22 protein-coding genes are annotated in these 25,707 nt (G+C 41.3%); all 22 read right to left on the bottom strand.

All coding sequences use genetic code 11. The features are described 5' to 3' along the window. Positions 1-18 precede the first annotated feature (18 nt). The gene (locus CD00_RS0103695; RefSeq protein WP_051199077.1) at positions 19-1,071 is read right to left on the bottom strand and encodes a S66 family peptidase; all 1,053 of its coding nucleotides are present in this window, start codon (positions 1,069-1,071) and stop codon (positions 19-21) included. Then, complete coding sequence (locus CD00_RS0103690; RefSeq protein WP_026654702.1) at positions 1,068-3,014, bottom strand: class II aldolase/adducin family protein; 1,947 nt, start codon at positions 3,012-3,014, stop codon at positions 1,068-1,070. The genes CD00_RS0103695 and CD00_RS0103690 overlap by 4 nt, the downstream gene beginning before the upstream one ends. Then, positions 3,014-4,255 (bottom strand): glutamate-5-semialdehyde dehydrogenase, encoded by a 1,242-nt coding sequence (locus CD00_RS0103685; protein ID WP_026654701.1) that lies wholly within the window; start codon positions 4,253-4,255, stop codon positions 3,014-3,016. Before CD00_RS0103685 ends, CD00_RS0103690 begins: the two co-directional genes overlap by 1 nt. Positions 4,256-4,273: 18 nt before the next feature. Further along, on the bottom strand, positions 4,274-4,876 hold the full coding sequence (locus tag CD00_RS0103680) for a 5-formyltetrahydrofolate cyclo-ligase (protein ID WP_026654699.1): 603 nt from the start codon (positions 4,874-4,876) through the stop codon (positions 4,274-4,276). A gap of 23 nt (positions 4,877-4,899) precedes the next feature. Beyond that, entirely contained in the window at positions 4,900-6,606 is a 1,707-nt protein-coding gene (locus tag CD00_RS0103675) for an NAD(P)/FAD-dependent oxidoreductase (protein WP_026654698.1), read from the bottom strand. 24 nt (positions 6,607-6,630) lie between these two features. Further along, positions 6,631-7,860 (bottom strand): aminoacetone oxidase family FAD-binding enzyme, encoded by a 1,230-nt coding sequence (locus CD00_RS0103670; protein WP_026654697.1) that lies wholly within the window; start codon positions 7,858-7,860, stop codon positions 6,631-6,633. Between the two features lie 11 nt (positions 7,861-7,871). Then, on the bottom strand, positions 7,872-9,503 hold the full coding sequence (locus CD00_RS0103665) for a hypothetical protein (protein ID WP_026654696.1): 1,632 nt from the start codon (positions 9,501-9,503) through the stop codon (positions 7,872-7,874). 24 nt (positions 9,504-9,527) lie between these two features. Next, positions 9,528-10,031, bottom strand: coding sequence for an rRNA maturation RNase YbeY (gene ybeY, locus CD00_RS0103660; RefSeq protein ID WP_026654695.1), 504 nt, complete (start codon positions 10,029-10,031; stop codon positions 9,528-9,530). Beyond that, a complete protein-coding gene (locus CD00_RS0103655) occupies positions 10,015-10,794 on the bottom strand; it encodes a hypothetical protein (RefSeq protein ID WP_185750385.1) in 780 nt (259 codons plus the stop codon). Before CD00_RS0103655 ends, ybeY begins: the two co-directional genes overlap by 17 nt. A gap of 419 nt (positions 10,795-11,213) precedes the next feature. After that, positions 11,214-12,263, bottom strand: coding sequence for a PhoH family protein (locus tag CD00_RS0103645; protein WP_026654691.1), 1,050 nt, complete (start codon positions 12,261-12,263; stop codon positions 11,214-11,216). Further along, positions 12,260-12,742: a 23S rRNA (pseudouridine(1915)-N(3))-methyltransferase RlmH gene (rlmH, locus tag CD00_RS0103640; RefSeq protein ID WP_092335963.1), complete on the bottom strand. Its 483-nt coding sequence runs from the start codon at positions 12,740-12,742 to the stop codon at positions 12,260-12,262. Before rlmH ends, CD00_RS0103645 begins: the two co-directional genes overlap by 4 nt. A 149-nt stretch (positions 12,743-12,891) precedes the next feature. Then, positions 12,892-13,935, bottom strand: a complete 1,044-nt coding sequence (locus CD00_RS0103635) for a branched-chain amino acid aminotransferase (protein WP_081670598.1) — start codon at positions 13,933-13,935, stop codon at positions 12,892-12,894. A gap of 88 nt (positions 13,936-14,023) precedes the next feature. Continuing rightward, positions 14,024-15,418: an AI-2E family transporter gene (locus tag CD00_RS17105; RefSeq protein WP_051594069.1), complete on the bottom strand. Its 1,395-nt coding sequence runs from the start codon at positions 15,416-15,418 to the stop codon at positions 14,024-14,026. Between the two features lie 25 nt (positions 15,419-15,443). Continuing rightward, a complete protein-coding gene (locus tag CD00_RS0103625) occupies positions 15,444-16,265 on the bottom strand; it encodes a P-loop NTPase (RefSeq protein ID WP_026654688.1) in 822 nt (273 codons plus the stop codon). A 38-nt stretch (positions 16,266-16,303) separates the two neighbouring features. Continuing rightward, positions 16,304-17,290, bottom strand: coding sequence for a glycosyltransferase family 2 protein (locus CD00_RS0103620; protein ID WP_026654687.1), 987 nt, complete (start codon positions 17,288-17,290; stop codon positions 16,304-16,306). A 3-nt stretch (positions 17,291-17,293) separates the two neighbouring features. Further along, on the bottom strand, positions 17,294-17,791 hold the full coding sequence (leuD, locus tag CD00_RS0103615) for a 3-isopropylmalate dehydratase small subunit (RefSeq protein WP_026654686.1): 498 nt from the start codon (positions 17,789-17,791) through the stop codon (positions 17,294-17,296). Positions 17,792-17,803: 12 nt separating this feature from the next. Further along, positions 17,804-19,075: a 3-isopropylmalate dehydratase large subunit gene (gene leuC, locus CD00_RS0103610; RefSeq protein ID WP_026654685.1), complete on the bottom strand. Its 1,272-nt coding sequence runs from the start codon at positions 19,073-19,075 to the stop codon at positions 17,804-17,806. 83 nt (positions 19,076-19,158) lie between these two features. Beyond that, a complete protein-coding gene (locus tag CD00_RS0103605; RefSeq protein ID WP_026654683.1) occupies positions 19,159-21,639 on the bottom strand; it encodes a YfhO family protein in 2,481 nt (826 codons plus the stop codon). A gap of 119 nt (positions 21,640-21,758) precedes the next feature. Then, positions 21,759-22,787, bottom strand: coding sequence for a ketol-acid reductoisomerase (ilvC, locus tag CD00_RS0103600; RefSeq protein WP_026654682.1), 1,029 nt, complete (start codon positions 22,785-22,787; stop codon positions 21,759-21,761). Between the two features lie 88 nt (positions 22,788-22,875). Further along, on the bottom strand, positions 22,876-23,379 hold the full coding sequence (gene ilvN / locus CD00_RS0103595) for an acetolactate synthase small subunit (protein WP_026654681.1): 504 nt from the start codon (positions 23,377-23,379) through the stop codon (positions 22,876-22,878). A gap of 167 nt (positions 23,380-23,546) precedes the next feature. Continuing rightward, positions 23,547-24,029, bottom strand: a complete 483-nt coding sequence (gene ilvN / locus CD00_RS0103590) for an acetolactate synthase small subunit (RefSeq protein ID WP_026515331.1) — start codon at positions 24,027-24,029, stop codon at positions 23,547-23,549. Positions 24,030-24,069: 40 nt separating this feature from the next. Then, positions 24,070-25,701, bottom strand: a complete 1,632-nt coding sequence (gene ilvB, locus CD00_RS0103585; protein WP_026654680.1) for a biosynthetic-type acetolactate synthase large subunit — start codon at positions 25,699-25,701, stop codon at positions 24,070-24,072. Between the last annotated feature and the right edge of the window lie 6 nt (positions 25,702-25,707).

The following is a 25,707-nucleotide window of genomic DNA, read 5'->3' as shown; positions in this document are numbered from 1 at the left end:
ATATTTATAATTATAACGTTATAAATATCCAATCTCAAGGTTATCGATATCTGCCGATACATTTGCTTTCGCACCCATTATAACGGGAAGCATCGGGTCGATATGTCCGATATCCGCATCAAAGATCATAGGAACACAGTATTCCTGCAAAAGATCCGTAACTGCATTGAACTTATCTACTCCCATGAGGTCACCTTCAAAGCATCCGTTTGATCTTCCCATGATAAAGCCCTTTGTATTTTCAAACCATCCGGCTTCTTTCATGTTCCAGATTGCCCTTCTGTAGCTCATTGGACTAAGCTCGCAGTTTTCAATAACCCAAAGTATTCCTTCATCGCATTTTTTTGCAAAATCTGCAACTCTGTCAAACCTTGTTCCTATCATATTAGCCATTACATCTATACAGCCGCCCAAAAGTATTCCCTGCATATTTATCTTTTCGCCTGTCTTCTCTGCTTTCTTTGAAGAACAGTCGAAATTTGTCAGTACCTTTTTGGTATCACAGTTGTAAAAAAATGGCTTGGAATAATCAATTTCTTCTTTTCCTTCCTTGGGCTTTACAAACTTATCATATCCCTTGAAAGAAGTCTTTGTTCCCTCCAAAAGAGCAAAAGCATCACATTCCGTAGCTTCCCACTCCTTGGCATAGCCCGAAATGCACGGGCCGTAAATTCCACATGTATTTGCAATCGTAACAAGCGGCAGTAAAAAGCTTGTATTGTCGGAATATCCGACAAACCACTTGGGCTTACTGTTTTTTATAACCTCAAAATCAACATTTGAGATTGTCTCAACCATAAGCTCGCCGCCACCAGCAGATATTATCGCATCAATATCATCTCTTTTATAAAACTCCATAAGTTCTGCACCGGTAACTTTCGGATCTGTGCTGATACCGAGTCCGTCTCCCAACCTGGCAGTCTTTCCCTCAATGATATTGTAGCCTCTTTCTTTTATTTTTTTCTCCGCAATATCTATCAGAAAACTGTATGGTTCTGTTGCCGCACCAAATGCCGGAGCCGTAATTCCTATGGTGTCACCTTTTTTTATGCTCTCAGGCTTTCTTATCATCTTCTCCTCGTTCTCTTGCTTGAATCATCTCCAAACAAGCCTCGTGAACCGCTTTTTCCTTTTGATCTCAATTTTGAGTAATCAGCTCTGAAATCATCGCCGAATTCTTCTCTGAATTCTTCTTCGAAATCGTCTCCGAAGCCCTCTTCAAAGTCGTCTTCGTACTCTTCTTCAAAGCCCTCTATATACTCTTCTTCGTAATCATCATGATCTTCGTCATCGTTAAAATCATTCTCGAAATCGTCTTCAAGCTCATCCTCGAAGTCATTTTCATATTCTTCCGAAAAACTCATTCTTGAAGCAGATCTTGTATTTTTTCTGAGACTCTTTATCGAATCATTGAAAGATTCTTTTTTTGAACTTCTCTTGGGCGTGAGCTCTTCTTCCTCAAAATCATCTTCGAAATCATCTTGCGATCTTCTGAATGATTCCCTCTTAGGTAGCTTTGAAAGTTCCCTTGTAGGTTCAGGCTTTCTGAGTGAGTTCTTTATTGAATCTCTTACAGCATTTCTTCTGGCGATTTTGCTTGAAGCTATTTCAGATTCCTCATCTAAATCAACATCTAAGTCAATATCTACGCTTCTCTTTACCCTTCTGTCAGACTCTCTTCTTAACTCTATCTTGGGTTCCCTGACAGATTCTCTGGTTTTTTCTCTTGAAGAATCTTCATCTCTGAACGATCTTTTTCCGGTTTCTCTTGTCGTTTCTCTCTTTGACTCCCTCGATGATTCACGTGAATTTTCACGTGCGGATTTCCTTGAAGGTTTTCTTACGATATCTTCCTCTTCATCGTCTTCGTCATCTTCAAATTCATCTCTTTCATCTCTGTACTTCTCTTCAAGATAATCGGATGAAATTCTTGAATAAATCTTTTTATAGTACTTATTCATCTTAATGCAGTCAAAATATGATATGGGATGTCCCTCTCCATGACGAAGAGCCGCAAGATAAGCAATACATCCCTTATCGAGAACTATCGATGCGGCAACCGCATCTTCCAAAGTCTCACCAAGGCAATAAGCGCCGTCATTAAGCGCAAAAACTGCATTTGAATTTTTCTTGATATTATGATAACTGTGTCCGTCTTTTCCATGCTCGTTACTCGGAATCTTTACACTATATCCGACAAGCTCGGCAAAGTCGAACAAAAGAGGTCTTAAATGAGTTGCGGTTCTTGAAACCGTCATAACCGCATCAGACTTATTGTGGACGATATATTTTACATCCGGTCTTCTGTCATAGATCTCTCTGTGAATATGTTTAACACGCTCAGGTGTATCCTCGACATCATAAATAATCTCATCGTCTTCAATATGGCTTCCGAATCCCTCTTCAACACCATGATACATATCGGTCTTGCATACATCCATAAGGAAGTTATCACAGGCATCCTCTGTTCTCTCGATATTCTCGATTACTTCATCGGAAGTTGCACCCATAAACAATGCACCGTGATTAGACAGGATAAAACTGTCAGACTCTCTGTTCTTCTTAACGGTCGCAGCAACATTTCCCGCAAGCTTGGCACTTCCGGGATAAGCATACGGAACACAAGGAATGACAACATCCTCGTCCTCAACATATGTGTATATTCTCTTAAGACCCAAAACTCCGGCACATGAAGCAAAAACCTGATGTGTAAGAGCGACAAACTCCACATCTTTTCTGGTTCTGTAGCAAGCTGCATGTACTCCCCTTTCAAAAGAGGGAGTAAACTCTCCCATAAAGTTCAGATTTTTGAGATTAACAAGACATATCATATCCGGCGTCATATCTTCATATCTGATCCCACTCGGAGTGATCACAAAGATTTCCTTGTTGACTCTGCAGCTCACGCTTCCCCATGTACGTGGTAAATAGCCCTTTTTGTGCAACTCATTTGCCACATCAATGACATGCTGTTTTGCCTCAAGCAATTCAGAATCTTCTTTTCTATTTTTCATTATCTGATCTGCCCCTCTCCGGTAATTTGATACTTGTATGATGTAAGCTCTTTAAGCCCCATAGGTCCGCGCGCATGAAGCTTCTGTGTGCTTATACCAATTTCGGCTCCGAATCCAAATTCAAATCCGTCTGTAAATCTTGTTGAAGCATTTACATATACGCAAGCCGAATCCACTCTGTCAAGAAATCTCTTTGCACTCTCTTCGTTCTCCGTGATAATGCAATCGGAGTGGCTTGTGTTGTACTTATTTATATGTTCAATGGCTTCATCGACGTTCTTAACAGTCTTTACAGAAATAATATAATCAAGGAACTCTTTTCCAAAGTCCTCTTCAGTAGCAGAAACAGCACTGTTCATAAGCTTGCGGCTCTCTTCGTCGCCTCTTATCTCAACGTTATGCTCGTTCATTGCTTTCTCAAAAAGAGGAAGGAATCTGTCCTTAATATCCTCATGGACAACCAGGGACTCAGCAGCGTTACATACGCCTATTCTCTGAGTTTTGGCATTGATAATGATAGGGATCGCTTTGTCAATATCGGCATCCTTATCGACATAGATGTGACAATTACCCGTTCCGGTCTCGATTACGGGAATCGTAGAATTTTCAACAACGGCATTTATAAGTCTTGCACTACCTCTGGGAATAAGAACATCTATGTACTCATTCATCTGCATAAACTTAGTTGTAACCGCTCTGTCTGTATCTTCAATAAGCTGTATCGCATCGGGATTGATGCCGCATTCCCCGAGCGCAGCTCTCATAACATTTGCAATTTGAATATTACTGTCTATCGCATCACTTCCGCCTTTTAAAACAACGGCATTACCCGCTTTAAAAGTAAGCGCAAAAGCATCCGCGGTAACGTTGGGCCTCGCCTCGTAAATTATACCGATAACGCCCATAGGAACCCTTACTTTTTTAATTTTAAGACCATTGGGACGCTCAAAGCTTTCGATTTCTTCTCCTACGGGATCGAGAAGGGCCGCAACCTGCCTAAGTCCCTCTGCCATGGCTTCAATTCTTTTTTTATCAAGAAGAAGTCTGTCCAAAAGGCCTTTATTCATTCCGTTTGAAACGCCTCTCTCATAATCCTTCGCATTTGCCGCGATAATGCTGTCCGCTTCCGCAACAAGCTTATCCGCAACCGCAATAAGAGCGTCATTTTTCTCTTTCGTAGTAAGACACTGAATCTCGTATTTTACTTTTTTAGCTTTTTTGCAAATCTCAATAAGTTCCATCTATGTTCTCCAGCTCCTTTATTTCTCGTGAATGATACTCTTTACGGGAATATCATGCTCACTCGGTATAATCTCATCAACAATCTGAATCTTATAGCAAAGTGCCACAGTATCGGCATAGCTTACTTTGGAGAGAAATCTGTCGTAGAAACCTCCCTTGTAACCTATCCTGTTGCCTTTCTCATCAAAAGCAACTCCCGGAACGATAACCATCGTCTTTCCGGCGTTCTCACCATCTATCCGGCGAACATTTGATTCATCGGCATAAAAATCCGGATCGAATATCTCGCTGTCCTCCTTAATCTCCGGTTCCATAAGACCATAATCACCGGGAACAAGGTTTTCGGGCTCATAAATTCTGACGAACTTCATTATGCCATTTTTCTTATCTGTAACCTTAGGGCAAAAAACTCTTTTCCCCAGCGCAAGCGCATCAAGGATAATCTCGTCCGTCTTAACTTCATTTCTGACAGAAGCATAAATAAGAATATTTGAGGCTTCGGCATACTCGGGTCTTGTGACAAGTTCCTCGAATATCTCCCTGCTTTTCACCTCAATCTTATATATACTGAGTTCATCTCTTTTTTGTAAGACATCTTTTCGTATTAAGTCTTTTTCCATCGGTACCTTCCATTGTATTTGAATCAGCGCAAAGTTTCTACTAATTTTTTTGCAATAAATTCGGCTATCTTGATACCATCCATCGCTGCAGACATGATTCCGCCTGCATATCCGGCTCCTTCACCGCACGGATAAAGTCCTTTAATATTTTCCGACTCACCGTTTTCTGTTCGATTAATCCTTACAGGAGACGAAGTTCTTGTTTCAACACCGGCAATAAGAGCATCCGGTGAATCATATCCCTTTATCATTGTACCGAACTTCTCCATTCCTTCAACAAAGGATTTATTAAGATCGTCCGGTAATATCTCGTGAACATTTGAAAAAGTATACGCGCCCTTCATACAAGGCTTGCATACATCCCTGAATCTCACAGGTTCTTTCAGATTTTTTTCTTCATGGGATCCATCATCGTCCGGTGCGACCGCCTTCTTAAAATCTTCGTAATACTCAACGGGAATCTTGCCTTTTCCAATCTCATACGCCTTTTCTTCAAGCCTTCTCTGAAACTCAACACCTGCAAGTATATCATCCAATCCGAAATCCTTGGGGTCGACCGTGATAATAATGGCGGAATTGGCATTCTCCGAATCTCTCTTGCTGTAACTCATTCCGTTTACCGCAAGTCTTCCCTCCTCGGATGAAGCATTTACGACATACCCTCCGGGGCACATGCAAAAAGAATAAACACCGCGTCCCTCTTTTGTATTCATAACAAGTTTGTATGAAGCTACGGGAAGAGATTTTGGTTCCTCAATTCCGTACTGGGAAAGATTTATCAGTTTCTGAGGATGCTCAACCCTAAATCCCACAGCAAAAGGCTTCTTCTGCATAGATACTTTTCTGTCTTTCAGCATTGAAAAAGTATCTCTCGCACTGTGTCCGATAGCAAGAACGGCTACGTCAAAAGGAATCTCTTCGCCGTTTGCAACGACCGCTTTTACGGCGCCGCTTTCATCCGTAAGGATATCAGTCACCTGCGTCTCAAACCTGAACTCACCGCCCAGAGAAACGATCTCATTTCTCATATTCTTAACGACGTTTCTAAGTACATCCGTTCCGATATGAGGCTTTGCGTCATACATTATCTTACTATCTGCGCCGAAAGTCGTAAACAAGGACAATGCTTTTCTTCCTCTTCCATCCTTGTCTTTTACCATCGTATTTAACTTGCCGTCCGAAAAAGTTCCCGCTCCGCCTTCTCCGAACTGGACATTCGTGCGGGTATCAAGCTTTCCCGTCTCCCAGAACTTTTCTACTATTTCCTGCCTTTTGTCGACATCTGCTCCTCTTTCAAACACAACAGGCTTAAAGCCGTTTGAAGCAAGCATATATGCGCAAAAAAGTCCCGCAGGCCCCGATCCGATAACGGCAATCTTTGCACCGGCTGCACTTGAAGGTATCTCTCCCCCGATTCCCGCTTTTTCCAAAAAATTATAAATAACGGGAGTCACAACCGAAATTCCTTTGTCTTTCGATCTCGAAACAATCTTTTCCTCAGATTTTATATCCAAAGCTCTCTTTACGGAAACATCCACCATAAAGACATCCACTATCTGAGGTTTTTTCCTTGCATCAATCGACTGACGCATTATAACAAGATCTTCAATATCATTTTCCGTTATACGCAAAAGCTTTGCTGCCTTTTTCTTTAAGACATTGCAAAGCTCATTGTGACTACGTATATTATTACCGTCGTTAAGTATTTTTATCTGATTGATTCTTATCATATAATTCCTGATTTCTGTGCTTTCTTACATCGAAGCGGCTGTACCGGCTATGCTTCCGCTCGTCCATGCAAACTGAAGATTATATCCTCCGCACCTTCCGTCAACATCAAGAAGCTCTCCGACACAGTATACTCCGGGATATCCCGCAACAGCCATATCATCGCCGATATCACCAAGGCTCATTCCGCCAGTCGTAACCTGCGACTGGATATATCCATAGCTATCCGTAAGATTAAAACGTATATCTCTGTACCTGTCCAGTATACAAGATACCATGCTGTCTGCAATATTCTTCATATGCATGGTCTGCGAAAGTTTCATCTTCTTAAGCACCATCGAATTTATATTGCTGTTTGCAAAACCAAGCAAAAACTCCTCAAGCGTCCTGTTATCACGAAGCTTATACATATCTCGTTTAAGAGCTTCGAAATCTTCTTCGTCATACTCGGGGAAAAAATCTGCAGAAGCAACCACAGGCTTTTTCTCGGTCACAAACTTTATTATCTCCCTGCTCGCCTGCATAACGGGAATACCTGAAATACCGTCCTTGGATATCTGAAGTTCTCCGCTCTCCGAAGTCAAAAGCTCATCTCCGAGATAAAAAGAAATCCTTGCAGCAGCTCTTACTCCCGCATCCGGCATGGTTCCGTCATCCTCGCACTTAAATCCGACAAGCGCAGGATATGTATCTTTTAAACTCATCCCAAGCTGCTTACAGATATAATATCCGTCGCCTGTTGACATTGTACTCTTTGCTCCCGAAAGAGATCCGAGTGCAAGAATAACGGCATCGGCTTCGTACTTATCCTTATTGGTAACAAGTACATACGGCATTTTGCCGTTTTCAGTCTTTTTTACAGTCTTAACCTGACTCTCCGTAACAACATCCACATTAAGTCTTTTCAGCTCGTTAATGAGCGCATTAACAACCGTAGAAGCCTGTCCCGAAATCGGATAGATATAACCGTTCTCACTCTTTACTATCACACCGAGCGATTTAAAAAACTTTATCGTCTCTTCGGGGCCGTAGAGTGAAAGCCAGTTCTTCATTCTTCCCTCTGCAGCCTTATTGTAATATTCCGGGCGCATATCGAGATTGGTAAGATTACATCTTCCGTTTCCCGTAACGGAAAGCTTTTTTCCAAGTCTTGTATTCTTCTCAACAATCGTCACATCGGCGCCGTTTCTTGCCGCATAGATAGCAGCACACATTCCCGCAGCGCCACCGCCTACAACATATACTTTTTTACTCACACTAAATCCTCTTACGCTTCGTCAGTCTTGATAAAAACAGGCAGTGACTTAAAGTACTTGCCCAAAGGAATACTGCGAAGTTCCCTCTCATCAATACTTCCGCTCATAACCATGATTGCAAGATATACAACATAGAAAACAGGCGTGCAGATTAAAAATGTAAGAATCTCACCTATATTCTTAACCAAAACCATATCGATCAGAAATACAACAAATCCCGCAACAGCTGCTGAAACAAGTGTTTTTACAAAGTTGACCGCAAGCGCATAATTTGCATTAAGCATTTTCTTAAATACAATAAGCGAAAGAACGTCATATACAAAGAATGAAGCGATAACAGGGATCAAAACACCGTACAATCCGATGTTTCCTACACTCGCACACACAAAGAGCATCGCGATATGAACAAGCCATGTTATTCCAAGTCCGAAAACGATAAGGATAGACTTACCTGCATGGAACAATATCCATGAAAAGAAAATCGCAAAAGGAACAAGAATAACAAGACAACTTGCAGCTCTCAAAAGCTCAACACTGAAATCATTTCCATTCCAATAAACAACCGTATCTATCGACGGAGCCAGTGTGAAGATAAGAAGCGAGGCAGGAACCGTGACCTCAATAAAGTGCTTTACAAATCCGGAAAGCTTCTCTCCCGCATTCTCGGGCTCGTCTCTCTCAAATCTTGCTCTTATCCTGTTCCACTCGATAAGAAAAGGAAGGCAGCAAAGAAGCGAACATGTTATTACAATGGGAATCGTTCTTCCCGCATAAATACCGTAGTTATAAATAGGATCTGCCTTGCTTCCGACAGTTCTGTGATGGATCATGTAAAAGACCTGATCGACCAAAAGAGCTATTCCCGGTGAAGCATACATGAACAAAATAGGTCTGAGTCCCGACATAACGTCATTCTTACTGTCAACGTATCTTGGAGCACTTCTCTTTCCAATCTCTTCGAGCTCATTTCTTCTCACATAAAAGCTTACGGATGTATGAACAAGTCCTACGATAGATGCGACAAAAAGTCCGATCGTCATTCCGGTCGAACCGTATACTGCACTGAATTCATCAATATGCATAAGCGTATTTACTTTAAGTCCGTATCCGTACATGATCGCTGAAAACAAAGTTCCGACAAGAAATGCCGCTATTGCCATCAAAGCATCGGAAATAACAATGGGCTTGGTATATCCGACTCCCTGAAGATATCCTCTTACAACGCCCTGGACACACAGGAACAAAACTGAAAAAGTAGAAATAAGGAACTGAAATCTTCCCCATTTGGAACCAAGCAAAAGATCGGAGAAGTTGATTCCGATAATAGTAAATACCACTGTTACAAGAACGCCGGTAAATGCAAATATCTTAAGTGATTTCTTCATGTTCTCCTCAGCATTTTTGTACTGGGATTTTCTGGCTCTTACACGTACCATTACCCATACGGCCTTCTGCACGGCAAGAACAAAAGAGCAATAAAATGCAAAAAATATCGCAAGAGAACCCGCAGAATAACCTGCTCCCTTTTCTCCGTAAATTCTAATTGCCACAACCTCATATAACATAAGTATTATGATTGCCCAATATACAGCGGCTGTAAGCACATCGGGTCTTATTCTTTTTTCTTCGTAGTACTTTTTCATGTTTGATCTCCAATTGTATTATTTTCAGTCTCTTGTTATTCCAAGTGTATTAAGAACATCGCTCTGTTTCTTTTCCATTACCTTTGCTTCATCGTCCTCCATGTGATCGTAACCGCACAGATGAAGCATGCTGTGAGCGATGAGAAAAGCAAATTCCCTCTTTGTGCTGTGACCGTATTCTTCAGCCTGACTTCTAACCCTGTCCTCGTTCACAACAATATCGCCAAACATAATATTTCCTGTATCGGGATTGAGAAGATCGACCTCCTGCTCTCCCTCCATAACAGAGAAATCCCCAGGTTCCTCATACGAGACATTGGGAAAAGAAAGAACATCCGTCGGCCTGTCTATCTCCCTGAATTCTCTGTTAAGCTCCTGAATCCCCTCATCATTGGTGATCGTGAGACTTATCTCAACTTCCCTGTCACACCCCTCTGACCTTAAGACTTCTTTTGCAACAAGCGTCGCAACTTCCTCGGGATCAAAATCAAAAACAGCTCCCGTCTCATTTTCAACGCAAAAAGTCATAGTAAAGCTTCTCCTTTTTCATTATCTTCTTCATAACTTCAAGTTCCCTGAAAGTGACATCGTAATCTTTAAGTTCACCTTCGGAAACCTTTTTGTCTATTATCGAATCAATAAGATTGTCATAATCTATCTTCGCATCCTTATCTTTTTTAAGAAGATACATTATGGACGCAATAAGCATTTCGCCAAGCCTGACAACTAGTGCTTCCTTGGATTTGGGCTCATTTTTCTTGGGTTCGATATAATCATGTAAAAAATTCATCGCCTCCGTCGGAAAGCTGTTATCCGTATAGATATGTTTGACATCATCCCATTGTGTCTTTCCTTCAAGCACACCTATCCTGTGATAATAAGAACAGTTCTTGACCGCTCTTGCATTTATATTTAGTCCGAGCGCCATTCTCTCGGCAATATATGCCGTGTGGATGGCTCTGTAATATTCGTCTTTATTATTTTCCTTGAGAGTAACAAGAAGCGGGAAATCCGCATCATTGATTACCATATACATATCATTTGTCCGTCTTATAACATAAACACCGAAAATGTTCAGGAATATAAGAAGGATGGTAAGATTGAGCATAATATTGATAGCCGGTGAAACAAGCAGGTATGCGGAAAAAGTTCTGTTCTGGAACAACACGTTATATGCAACCAAGAATACCGCCTGCATCATAAGAGAAATAAATGTAGGAATACCAATCTCGGTATCTTCTTCCAAGTCCCTGAACATTGCTATGGCAACCGCTCCGGCAAGGATATACATAAATAACTCTCCGCATCCTCCGTTTTTTTTCGAGCATGACAGAAATCGAAACAAAGCCTATACCTGTCATCATACCGATTTCCGTATTTGAAAAAAGTGCAAGCATAACAAAAAGTGACATGTACGGCCAAAACACATTAGGTATCAGGCTAAATACACATGCCAAAACGAGTGCAACAAAATATCCCGCAACAAAGCGGTTTCTCACCTCATTATTATCATATAACAATCTGTTCTGTCCGTCGGCCGCGGCATCAACAAGCATAAAAACAATTGTCCCCGCGATTGCTACAGATACGATCGTGTTTCTCAAAGTAGCTTCATAGCTTTTATCCGTAAAAAAAGAAAACGCAAATACAATAACTCCTGTAAAAATAAGCATTGCCGCATATAACAATTTGACTTTCACATTCGAAATCTTATCGTTTGCCATTGTCTGAACGCTTCTCCAATTTTTGTATAGACTTCTTTTTCTTCTTGTTTTCGGCTTTCTTCTCGTAATCTTCGTAAGCCTTAACAATCTTCTGAACAAGCGGATGTCTCACAACATCGCTGCTGGTAAGTGTACAAAAAGCTATATCATCAATTCCCTTTAAGACATTTCCCGCAATCTCAAGTCCGGATCTGACATCTGCCGAAAGATCCTTCTGGGTCGCATCACCTGTGATGATGACCTTTGAGCCGAATCCGATTCTTGTAAGAAACATCTTCATCTGTGCAGGTGTTGTATTCTGTGCCTCATCGAGAATTATAAAAGCGTTATCCAAAGTTCTTCCTCTCATATATGCAAGAGGCGCAACTTCAATAAGCCCTTTTTCCATATTCTTGATAAAATTCTCAGTGCCCATTATCTGGTAAAGAGCATCATATAATGGTCTTAAATAAGGATCGACCTTACTCTGAAGATCACCCGGCAAAAATCCGAGTTTCTCTCCTGCCTCAATCGCAGGTCTTGTCAAAATAATCCTGCTGACCTCTTCCCTCTGAAACGCCGTTATCGCCATAGCCATGGCAAGATAAGTCTTACCCGTTCCGGCAGGTCCGAGTCCGAAAACGATCATCTTATTTCTGATCGCATCAATGTATTTCTTCTGTCCGAGAGTCTTGGGTTTAATAGGTTTACCCGAGATCGTATGACAAATGATATCTCTGTCTATATCAACAAGAACATTGTCATTCTGTGCAACATCCTTGTTCTTAGCAGAATCTTCTTTTAATGAGATCGCGTAATCAACACTCTGCTCTTCAATATTCGAGCCTCTCCTTGAAAGCTGAACAAGCTCGCGTATGATACTTGAAGCCTTGTTGGCTCCCTCTTTTTCACCTATGATCCTAAGTTCGCCGTTTCTGTCGATGATCTCAACATGAAGACTGTCTTCAATCTTGCGGATATAGCTGTCGTTTCCGCCGAATATATTGCGCTCATCCTCAGCGGTAAGCGCTAATCTAAGTTCTGTAATCTCACTCATTTATGGTACGGTTCTCCACAGAAAATTTTATAACCACGATAAATCTGTTCCAAAAGAATAACTCTCATCATCTGATGAGGAAATGTCATATCCGAAAAGCTGATTGATGAATCCGCCCTCTTAAGGACGCTTTCATGTAGTCCAAGCGATCCACCTATGACAAATTGTATGTGACTTGTGCCGTTTACACCAAGTCCGCTTATATATTCAGAAAAAGCTTCCGACGTGTATCTCTTGCCCTTTATGGCAAGCACACAGACATGTGCTCTCTCATCAATATTCTTAAGAATTCTCTCCGCTTCTTTTTTCCTTATCTGCTCCTCTACCGCAGGCGGAGCATTGTCCGGAGTTTTCTCGTCGGCAACTTCCACTATGCTTAATTTGCAATATCTCGAAAGCCTCTTGGAATATTCCGCTATCGCATCATTCCAGTACTTCTCCTTGATCTTGCCGACACAAATTATACTGATATTACCCAAAAATATTCTCCTGTTTTTTAGTCTACATAAAATGACCGCAGGCTATCATCAAATAATCTCATACATTATATCACATTCTATGCATTAAATCGCGCAAAAAAAGAAGCAGATGCAGTGTTATTTCTGCATCCGCTTCGATATTGTTCAATTTATTCAATTGTGTGGATCCATCCCTCAGGAGCTTCAATGCGTCCCATCTGGATTCCTGTAAGTGTATCATAGAGTTTCTTGGTAACAGGTCCCATCTCTTCCATTCCGCTTGCAAAGCAGATTTCTTTGCCGTGATCGTTGATCTTACCAACAGGACTGATAACAGCTGCTGTTCCGCAAAGTCCCATCTCAACAAAGTTCTCAACTTCTGAAAGCTTAACAGGTCTCTCTTCAACATTAAGTCCAAGAATCTCTTTCGCAACATAGACGATAGATCTTCTTGTGATTGAAGGAAGAATTGAATCTGTGTGTGACTTGGGAACTACAAGTCCACCTTCTTTTGTAACGAAGATGATATTTGCTCCGCCTGTCTCCTCGATGTAAGTTCTGCTCTCTGCATCAAGATATACATTCTCTGCAAAACCTTCCTCATGAGCCTTTACAATAGGATGTAAGCTCATTGCGTAGTTAAGACCTGCCTTGATATTTCCTGTTCCGTGCGGTGCAGCTCTGTCAAAATCACTTATCTTAACAACGATAGGCTTAGCACCACCCTTGAAGTAAGGTCCAACGGGTGTTACGAAAATTCTGAACTGATACTCATCAGCGGGCTTTACTCCGATAACATTTCCTGTAGCAAACATAACAGGTCTGATATAAAGTGTCGCTCCGCTTCCGTATGGAGGAACCCAGTCAAGGTTAGCCTTAACAACTTTCTCAACAGCCTCGATAAATTTATCTTCAGGGAAAGCAGGCATCTCAAGTCTTGTAGCTGAATCTACCATTCTCTTTGCATTTAAGTCAGGTCTGAAAATTACGATCTTGCCGTCCTCAGTCTCATATGCTTTAAGTCCCTCAAAGCACTCCTGCGCGTAATGAAGAACACCTGCATCCTCACTAAGAACGATCATATTGTCTTCGGTAATGACACCGTCATCCCATTTTCCGTCTTTATAATTCGAAACGAATCTTTTGTCGGCAACCATGTAACTAAAGCCGATATTTGCCCAATCTAAATTTTTCTTACTCATTTTACACTGCATCCCCTTTCCAGTTACTTTAATGCGGCAAAGCGCTAATAGTTAAATTATAGTCCAATATTTTTGAACGTCAAGTAATGAATAAAAACAATTATTTCTTGTCGGGTTTATCTTTCTTTTTAACCTTTTCGACAATCCCCTTCACCTTATCGCGGCCGTTGTGATAGAGCTTTGTCACCATACCGACTTCTTTGTGTGCATTGTACTTATCATTATGCTCATCGGTAAGCGTCTTATATTCTTTATTCTCTATATACGCAAGATCGTCATAATCCTCCGTCGCGACACTGAGTTCTTTCTTGGTAAGAAGGATATTGGTAATCCTCGATATAAAGGCATATATGACGGCAAAAATGGGAACACCCACAAGCCATCCTACTATTCCCCACATTCCGCCAAAGAACGTGATTGAAAAGAGAACCCAAAAGCTTGAAAGTCCCGTTGAATTTCCAAGAATGGCAGGTCCTAAAATATTTCCGTCAAACTGCTGCAGTACAATAATAAATATCAGGAAAATAAGTGCCTTTACCGGAGTTATCAAAAGAAGCATCGCTCCTATCGCTCCTCCGATATACGGTCCAAAGAAAGGAATAATATTGGTCACGCCTACAATAACAGAAATAAGCAAAGGATAATCAAGTTTAAGAAGAACACATCCTATATAGCATATAATTCCTATTATTACGGAATCAACCAACTTACCTCCCACAAATCCTTCAAAAATATCTCCGATAAATCTAAATCCGCCGATAACTTCATTTGCAAATTCTTCTCTAAACAAAGCATAGGCAATCTTCTTGCCTCTTGTAGCAAACACCTCTTTGGAATTAAGGACATATATCGCAACGATAAGTCCTACAACAAGATCAAAAAGGACCTTGATAATAGAGAACACTCCCTGAGATGCCATCTTAAAGAAAGAATCAACACTCGGTACAAGCGGCATAAGCTTTTCCTGAAGGAACTCACTTAGCGAAACGTAAGAACGGTCGAGCTGCGAATTGATAAAATTCTGAACCTCGATAGAGTTCGACTCAAACAAAATCTGTGATTCTTCATTTATCTGCTTTTCATACTCAGGAAACTTCCTTACGATCTGCCTGATACTGTCTATCAGTTCAGGAATGATAATCCTGAACAAACTATATATCACAAACAGAAAAATAAGCATTGTAATTGCAACAGATATTTTCCTAGCCTGTTTTCTCTTTTTGGCATTCGTGTTTGTTGAACGCGAAATATCATATCCCCTCAAATGATATATGGGAATAACAATCTTCCTCTCAATTCCATCCGTAAGCGGTATGAGAACGAATGCGATGATAACGCCTATTATAATTCCGGATAGGGAATCTATCACCTTTGAAACTGTCTTAACTACGGATATTCCGTTGAATATCACATAATAAGCGAGCATTATAGCAATGCTAAGGAAGAAAATCGTTATTGCCCATGTTACCTGGTTTTTCTCCGGTCTCATTTTCATATTTATGCCCCCCGACCATCCGACATTACTGCTCAGTCATTTCTTTCAAAATATACTTTAAGCTGTCGAGATAATCCTCATTTATTTCTTCAATTTTTCCACTGTCACAAAGTGCTGAAATAGCCGGATCAAGAGGAATCCTTCCAAGAATGTTGATTCCCTTTGAAGCCGCATAGCTCTCAATCTTGCTCTCACCGAATATATTTATCGGTTTTCCGCAATGAGGGCAGTTCATATAACTCATGTTCTCCACAATGCCAAGCACCGGGATCTTCATCATCTCAGCCATATTTATTGCTTTTTCAACTATCATGCCGACAAGCTCCTGAGGAGTTGCGACAACAATTATTCCGTCCACGGGAAGAGACTGGAAAACTGTAAGCGGAACATCACCTGTTCCCGGAGGCATATCGACAAACATAAAGTCGACATCGCCCCAGTTTACATCTGACCAAAACTGTTTTACTATACCTGCGATAACGGGGCCTCTCCAGATAACGGGATCTGTCTCATTATCCATAAGCATATTAAGAGACATTACCTTTGTGCCCTTTTCCGATTCAGCAGGCAAAAGACCTGTCTCATCGGCGTTCTTAGCCTGTCCTATACCAAACATCTTGGGAATAGAAGGTCCTGTAATATCCGCATCAAGGATTGCGGTCTTATAGCCGTCTTTTGCCATATATACTGCAGAAAGACCTGTCACAAGGCTCTTTCCGACGCCGCCCTTACCACTTACTATTCCGATTACTTTTTTAACATGTGTATGTTCTCCGGGAGCAACTTTAAAGTTGTCCTCCATCTGTTTCTTAAAGTCCTCCGGCTTCTTACCGTGTCCGTTAGCCATTTTCTATCTCCGTTTCATAAAAAAGTTTATGCAAAAGTTTAACGCTTATATACGCAATCAGCAATTTCTTCATCTTCTTTGTCACCGACATAAGACTCGATAATAAATCTCGGACGATTCTTGGTCTCAAGATAAATCTTGCCAATATACTCTCCTATTACACCAAGAGAGATCATGATAAGTCCACCTATTGCCCAAACAGACAAAACTGTAGTTGTCCATCCCTGAATAGTCTGACCTGTAAAGTGTCTGACAAGCGAATATACAAACACCGCGATACTTACAAAGAAAATAAAGAAACCAAGTCCTGTTATCATCTTTATAGGTTTTGTACTAAGACTTGTGATTCCCTCAATCGCAAAGCTGAGCATCTTCTTAAGAGGATACTTACTCTCTCCCGCAAATCTCTCAGCTCTCTCATAATATACAATATCAGATTTAAAGCCGAGCATAGGAACAATTCCTCTGAGGAAAAGATTAACTTCCCCAAACTCGGAAAGAGCCTGAAGAGCTCTTCTGCTAAGAAGTCTGTAATCCGCATGGTTATAGACTGTCTTTGCACCCATTGCATCAATAAGCTTGTAATATGATTCAGCGGTAAATCTCTTAAAGAAGGTATCCGTAGTTCTCTTAGATCTTACTCCGTATACAACTTCGCAATCTTCCTTGTTGAATTTATCAATCATAGCATCGATCGCATTAATGTCGTCCTGAAGATCCGCATCAAGAGAAATGGCCATATCACAAAGATCCTTGGCAGTCATAAGTCCTGCCAAAAGAGCGTTCTGATGCCCCATATTCTTTGAAAGATTTATTCCCTGAAAGACTTCATCCTCTTCATGAAGTTTTTTAATTATATTCCATGTTTCATCCTTTGAACCGTCGTTTACCAGAAGAATCCTGCTGTCGGGAGCGATCATCTTTCTTCCGACAAGGTCTTCTATTTTTTCCTTTAGTCTTTTAGATGTCTCAGGTAATACTTCCTGTTCGTTATAACAAGGAATCACGCAGAATAATCTGTTCATTTTTTATTTCTCCTCCGATGAGTTTATATAATTGATAAGCCCCTCAGAATCAATTATCTTTTGCATGAATTCAGGGAAAGCCTGTCCACGGAATTTCTCCCCTGTTGTTTCATCCGTGATGATGCCGGAGTCAAAGTCTACGCTTACAATATCTCCGTTCTTGATAGCATCTGCGGCTTCCTCACATTCAATGATGGGAAGTCCGATATTGATGCTGTTTCTATAAAAGATTCTGGCAAAGCTCTTTGCAATAACGCAACTTACGCCGGCACACTTGATTGAAAGAGGCGCATGTTCTCTTGAAGATCCGCAGCCAAAATTCTTCTCGGCAACGATGATATCTCCTGCTTTAACATTCTTTGTAAAGTCCTTATCGATATCTTCCATGCAGTGCTTTGCAAGCTCTTCACCCGATGTACTGTTAAGATAACGGGCAGGAATGATTACGTCTGTATCTACATTATCACCATATTTAAAAACTGTACCTTTTGCAGCCTTCATTTTCTATTCTCCTTATAATCCAAGTTCAGCGGGTTGTGAAATTTTTCCTGTGATCGCACTTGCAGCGGCTACAGCCGGAGAAGCAAGATAAATCTCAGAATCTATTGCACCCATTCTGCCGACAAAGTTTCTGTTTGTTGTAGAAACGCATCTCTCTTTTGAAGCAAGGACACCCATATATCCGCCAAGGCAAGGGCCGCAGGTAGGTGTTGATACGATCGCACCGGCTTCAACAAAGCTCTTGATAAGTCCTTCTTCCATAGCCTGTAAAAAGATCTTCTGAGTTGCGGGGATAACGATACATCTGATTCCCTGCGCAATCTTTCTTCCCTTAATAACTTCGGCAGCAGTTCTGAGATCTCCGATTCTTCCGTTTGTACAAGATCCGATAACAACCTGATCGATCTTGGTATCTTCAATCTCATCAAATGTATGTGTATTCTCGGGAAGATGAGGGAAAGCAACTGTAGGCTTAAGAGTGCTTAAGTCAATTGTATACTCCTCATCGTATTCAGCATCCGGATCTGCTTCATAAACAGTATACTCCTTACCGGGAGCATGCTCCTTGAGATATTCTTTTGCAATATCATCAACAGGGAAAATACCATTCTTTCCGCCTGCTTCGATAGCCATATTTGCAATTGTAAGTCTGTCATCCATTGTAAGGTTCTTAATACCTTCGCCGACAAACTCCATTGATTTGTAAAGAGCTCCGTCAACACCGATCATACCGATAATATGAAGGATAACATCCTTACCGCTAACCCACTTTGAGGGCTTTCCGATGATATTGAACTTAATGGCACCGGGAACCTTGAACCATCCCTTACCTGTAGCCATTCCGGCAGCCATATCGGTAGAACCGATACCTGTTGAGAATGCGCCGAGCGCACCGTATGTACATGTATGTGAATCTGCGCCGATGATAAGATCACCCGGAACCGTAAGTCCCTGCTCGGGAAGAAGCGCATGCTCAATTCCCATCTGGCCTACTTCAAAGTAGTTTGTGATCTTATTCTTTCTTGCGAATTCTCTTACGCACTTGCAGTTCTCTGCAGACTTAATATCCTTGTTAGGAGTAAAGTGATCGGGGACAAGAGCGATCTTATCTTTGTCAAACACGCCGTCCTTTGTAAATTTAGCCATCTCGTTAATAGCAACGGGACTTGTAATGTCATTGCCAAGAACAAGATCAAGATTAGCCTCGATAAGCTGCCCTGCTTTTACCTCGGGAAGTCCGGCATGGGCTGCCAATATCTTCTGGCTCATAGTCATTCCGCTCATATTGTAATCTCCTTCAATTAATTATAATCAAAAATATACTACTAAATATAACACAACGTTCTAACATAAAGAACATGACAAATTTAATCGTTTTTCTTGATAATTTTTAATGTATAGATCGAATAAATCACCAATAAAGCCGCTCCCACAATCGACATTGCAAGGCCTGCCTTGAATCCTTCAGGTGTGTAGGTAACTCTGATGTCATGAACTCCCGCAGGTACAGGAATAGCCATAAGACCGTAATCGGCTTTTACTATATCCGTATCCTGTCCGTCAACCGTACAGCTAAAGCCTTCTGTCGCAGGAACCGAGAAAAATACGAGTCTTCCTTCCTCGAGATTGGCTGTCTTTGCGCTGAATCCGTATGTATCGGTTGTAAATGATGTACATGCGGTCTGTGCTCTCTTTTTACACTCTTCCGTAAACTTGCTGTAAGTCAAACTTGCATTTGACAATTCCTCAGACTTCATCTCTTCCATTCCAAGTGAATCGGCATATTTGGCCGCATCTTCAGTTGAAAGGATAAGGACTCTTGCAAGTTCATAGTCATAATCCGCAGGATCGAGGTCGCCCCACTCATCTTCGGTTATGTAGTAATCATACGCAAATCCCATCGGGATGTAATTTGAATTCTCAAATACGTCAAATCCGTCCTGATTATCGCGGAATGAATATCCTTCCGTACCTTCGCCGTCATTGAAGAGCCTGTTCTTACTAACCTGCTCATTTTCCATGTAATATCTTGCAGATAAGATTGAACGGATACCTGCTCTGTTTACGGGAATATTGGTCTCAACGGTTCTTGTGATTCCTGCAGCGCCGTCAAGGAAATCAAAGATCTCAGATGGAACCGTACTTAAGAAGCAATGAATCGAAGGTATTCCCCAGACCATATCGTAGTTGGTCGATGTGCTGTCAACTTCGCCTCTGCAGAAGCTTGACTGATCAACATTAACCTTGTTAAAGAGCATCTGATTCTGCCACTTTTCTTTTCCCCTGTCGGAAATGATGGAACTTCCGTTGACGATGGGAACATATGTAGAAAGAACACAGCTTACGATTACAATTCCGAGAACAAGATGATCTCTGAAGCTGATGTGCATTCTTACTTTCTTTTCTTCAAACATCTTCTGCTCAAATTTAAAGCGCTTCGGGATAAGGAATATCGTAACCAAAAGCATAAATGACAGAATTGAAGACCATAGAAGATCCTTAAAAAAGATGTGAACATTCTCAGTCATGTTGAAGAATACAATATCTCCCTTGTCATTCTTGGAAGGAAGTAGGTATACAAAAACAAAGAACAGAAACATTATAACCGCAGCAACGGCGCCTTTCTTCATCTGTATTGACTTTCCACGCTCAGCAGCCATTGAAGTCATAAGGCACATGATAAGGATGGGCATATAGAACCATCTTGCGTAATATGAACTGTTAAACATAGAAAATGCCGCATTTAATACAGGCACCACTGCTATAACCGCACATACCGTGATAAGCGTCTTCTGCCAGGTCTTTTTCTTTTTATTCTGTAAAAAGAATGCTATAACGCCTGAAATTCCGAACAAAGGAATATAAGCCGCAAGAGATGCATTCTTAACGGTTCCGGTATAGAAAAGCGTTCCCTTTCCGATGATGTCGGGAAGCATTGAAAGGCTCTTAACGATATCAAAAAGGAGCTTTTCACTTGGATAAACAAGCATATCATAGCCGTTTATATAATTATCAAGTCTTGTGTTGCCCTGAACACCGACAAAAGCCTGCATAAGGAAAAATCCGGCAAACAAAACTCCCACAACTCCCGCAGTGAATGCTCTTCCGAATCTGACCGCAACGATTTCTTTATCTTCAAGATCGACATATCTGATAACAAAATAGATAACCAGAAAAACAACCTGTCCGAAGAAAAAGTAGTAATTCACGATAGACATAAAAGCAGTCATAAGCGCAAATAATACAAACGGCTTTCCTGCAAACTTAAACTTACCGTCTTCTTTTGCAGGCACATTCATGAGATTGTCAAATGCCAAAAGGAACAGCGGGAAGAATGCAACTGCATCCGTAAAATGGTTGAACACTATGTTGCATGCGTTAAATCCTGAAAAGGCATAGAGATAGCCACCGATCATGGCATAGGTATACTTATGTACATATTTTCTGATATACAGATAAGCACATGTTGCCGATACAGCATATTTAAGTGCCATCAGAAAAGGCATCATGAAAGGTATCGCACTCTCAGGAAAAAGAGTGGTCAGCCAGAAGAACGGACTTCCCCAGAGATAAAATGCAAAATCTCCGAACATTGTTCCGCCTAAATCGACATTCCAGTTCCAAAAGAATTGTCCGTTTCGTACCGCTCTGTGTGCAAGGATATAAAACGGGATCTGCTGTACATTGTAGTCACCATAGTAAAAGAATGGCATTCCTCTCTTGATGAGAATCGGAAGTACAGCGATCACATACATAAGGTATGCGCTAAGAAACATTACCACAGGCACATACCAGCTTTTTTCTGTAATTTTTTTCTTAGTATTAGTAGTTTCCAATCCAGTATCCAATATAATCTCCTCGTATATAAAAAAATGCTTAATCTAAAGAAAAAAGAGTGTCGCCATTTAAATAAACGACACTCTTTCTATATTATCCCTATTTTGAAACAATTTCAATTATATACGGATTAGTTGTTGATAAGCTTATCAGACTCATTGTTCCAGCTGTAAAGCTTTCTGATCTCCTCACCGATCTTCTCAGCGGGATGCTCTGATGCAAGCTTTCTCATAGCCTTGAAGTGAACCTGTCCGCCTGCCTCTGACATATCAAGAAGGAATTCCTTAGCAAAGCTTCCATCCTGGATGTCCTTAAGGATCTGCTTCATAGCCTTCTTCGTCTCAGGTGTGATAACCTTAGGTCCTGTGATGTAATCACCGTACTCAGCTGTGTTAGAGATTGAATATCTCATTCCTGCGAAACCTGACTGATAGATAAGGTCTACGATGAGCTTCATCTCGTGGATACACTCAAAGTAAGCGTTTCTGGGATCATATCCTGCCTCAACAAGAGTCTCGAAACCGCACTGCATAAGTGCACAAACACCGCCGCAAAGAACTGCCTGCTCACCGAAGAGGTCAGTCTCTGTCTCTGTTCTGAAGTTAGTCTCAAGAAGACCTGCTCTTGCTCCACCGATTCCTGCACCGTAAGCAAGTGCAAGATCAAGCGCCTTACCTGTAGCATCCTGCTCAACTGCAACAAGACAAGGTGTTCCCTTTCCTGCCTGGTACTCTGAACGAACTGTGTGTCCGGGAGCCTTAGGAGCGATCATAGCAACGTCTACATCCTTAGGAGCCTTGATAAGTCCGAAGTGTACGTTGAAACCATGAGCGAACATAAGCATGTTGCCGGGCTGAAGGTTGGGCTCGATGTCCTCTTTGTACATCTTAGCCTGCTTCTCATCATTGATAAGGATCATGATGATATCAGCCATCTTAGCAGCTTCTGCTGTATTATAGACTTTAAGTCCCTGAGCCTCAGCCTTAGCCTTGCTCTTTGATCCCTCGTAGAGACCGATAATTACGTTGCATCCTGAATCTTTAAGGTTAAGTGCATGAGCATGTCCCTGTGAACCATAACCGATAATTGCAATAGTCTTACCCTCTAATAATGAAAGGTTACAATCTTCCTGATAAAAAATACGTGCATCCTGTGACATTTCTTTTTCCTCCGTTTTTCCTTTTAAGGTTTTAAAAGTTTATATATATTTTGAAAGATCAAAATCATATATTATCAATAATTAATCATCAGTCATCTAAGTAAATGACCTTGTCTGTTCCTCTTCCGAGTCCCGCAATTCCTGTTCTTGCAAGCTCAAGAATCTCATATCCCTCAAGAAGTTTAAGGAACGCATCAATCTTGGACTGGTTTCCTGTAATCTCAACGATGACCGAATCAACGCTGACATCGACAATATTTCCTCTGAAGACATTTGCCGTAGCAAGAATACTCTGTCTCTGCTCGGCAGCCGCCTTAACTTTGACCATGGCAAGTTCTCTGTAAACACTGTCCGAAGGCATAAGTTCGTGAATATCTCTGACATCCACCAATTTGCCAACCTGTTTCTCAATCTGATCGAGTATGACGTCGTCTCCCGAAGCCACTATAGTGATTCTTGTGTATCTGGGATCTGCTGTTACACCGGCCGTGATACTCTCAATATTATATCCTCTTCTTGAAAACAAACCCGAAATTCTCGAAAGAACGCCGGGATTATTATCTACGAGAAGCTGAAATACTTTTTTCTGCATTTTACTTTCTGCTCCTTTGATTATTTCAGGATAAATATGCACCCTTTTTTTAACCAATTATATGCATTGTAGCACTACAAGCACACTTGTTCAACAAGTTTTTCTTTTTCACTTTAAATTTTTACCGATTCAACTCGATAAAGCGCTGTATTGACGGATTTAAGCCGTTATTGCTCTTTGCATTTTGTAAGAGCAACCGTCCCGGTGCGCGCAATCTCGACAATACTTACACTTCTGAGCATTTCGATAAAGAGTTCTATTCTTTCAGACGTATCACAGATCTGAATGATCATCATATTCTTTGACATATCAACTATCTGAGCATTCATGATCTCACAGTTTTCCATGATGTCTCTTCTGTTTTCTTTATTGTATTTTACTTTGATGAGCATAAGCTCTCTGTTTATACTAAGACTCTCTTTAAATGTCTTTACCTTGATGACATCTATTTTCTTGTTGAGCTGTTTCTCGATCTGTTCGATCGTACGCTCATCTCCCGATGAGACAATTGTCATGCAGGACACGCTCTTATCAGCGGTCTCACCTACAACAAGTGAATCAATATTAAAATTTCTTCTCGAGAACAAACCGGATACCTTGGAAAGGACACCTGCTCTGTTTTCTACAAGAACTGAATAAATACGCTTCATATCTGGGCTCCTTATCTAATATCATATGTGACAGCGATCATCACTTCTCTTTTGTAAGTTCCATGGGATCTACACAGACTTCCATAAGAGCCGACTTATCGTCCTTTAAGAACTTTTTGATCTCGGCGTCTATGTCACTATTTCCGTCAACCTTCTCATATTCCATTCCGTATGCTGCGGCAATAAGAGAAAGATCGGGATCACCCTGAAGTTCAACCATGGAATAATTGTCATTATAAGCAAAGTGCTGATGCTCTCTTACCATTCCAAGGAAACCGTTCTTCATGACAACAATCTTTACGTTTATTCCGTACTGTCTCATTGTTGCAAGTTCCATCATCGACATCTGGAAGGCACCGTCGCCGGTAACCGCAACAACCTGTTTTTTCTTATCTACAAGTTTTGCGCCCATGGCTGCGGGGATTGAATATCCCATAGTTCCCATACCGCCTGATGTAATGAATCTGCCATTCTTTACTATATGATATGCACAGGACCACATCTGATTCTGTCCTACGTCCGCAACGTAGATCGCATCGTCCTTCATAAGCTCTGAGAGTCTTACGATGAAATCCTTTGGCTTTATATATCCGCTCTTTGCGGGCTTAGTCTTAACAGCCGCATCTTTCTTGTAACCGTTTAAAACATCAAGCCACTCCGAGTGATCGTCCGCATGCTCATCCTGCTCAAGGAAATCTGCAAAAATATGCTTAATATCACCTACAAGCGGGATCGTAGGTCCGACGTTTTTACCGATCTCGGCAGGATCAACATCAATATGGACCATAACCTTATTCTCGGTTATAAGATCCGGTCTGTTGACCGCTCTGTCAGCAACTCTCGCACCTACCATAAGAAGAAGATCCGACTCGTTCATCGCCCTGTTTGCATAGCTCTGGCCATTATTTCCGACCATTCCGAAATACAGAGGATGTTCTGTAGGCATTACGCCGATACCCATCATTGTAGAAACAACAGGCACGCTGTTAAGCTCAGCAAACTCTCTGATCTCAGCGGTCGCCTTGCTTAAGTGAACACCGCCTCCGACACAGATAATAGGTCTCTTCGCCTTCTCAACTTCTTTTATTACTTTCTTTATCTGAACCATATTTCCCTTAACGGTGGGCTTATAGGTTCTCATGGAAATTGTCTCGGGATAACTAAACTTTCCTTCAAGCTGCGCATTCTGCACATCAAAAGGAATATCTATAAGGACAGGTCCCTTTCGGCCTGTTCCCGCAAGATAAAAAGCTTCTTTAAAAATTCTGGGAATATCATTAACATCCCTTACAAGATAACTGTATTTTACAAAAGACTCGACAGCTCCGCTAATGTCAGCTTCCTGGAAAACGTCACTTCCGATCATGTCGCTGTTTACCTGACCTGTGATAGCAACAAGAGGAATACTGTCGGCATAAGCCGTTGCAATACCTGTAATAAGATTTGTGGCACCGGGGCCCGAAGTCACGGCACAGACACCAACCTTACCACTGATCCTTGCATATCCGTTTGCGCAATGTGCGGCGTTCTGCTCGGTTCTTATAAGTACTCTCTTGATGTCAGATTCGAGAATCTTGTTCCAAAATGGATCAATCGCAACTCCCGAGTAACCGAATACAACTTCTGTCTTCTCTTTTTCAAGGCATTTTACTATAGCCTCAGCTCCTATCATGTCGTT

This window comes from Butyrivibrio sp. AE3003 (assembly GCF_000686065.1).
Taxonomy (GTDB): Bacteria; Bacillota; Clostridia; order Lachnospirales; family Lachnospiraceae; genus Butyrivibrio; species Butyrivibrio hungatei_A.
Note: the sequence above shows the minus strand (reverse complement) of the source record. Positions and strands in the feature narration are given on the sequence as shown.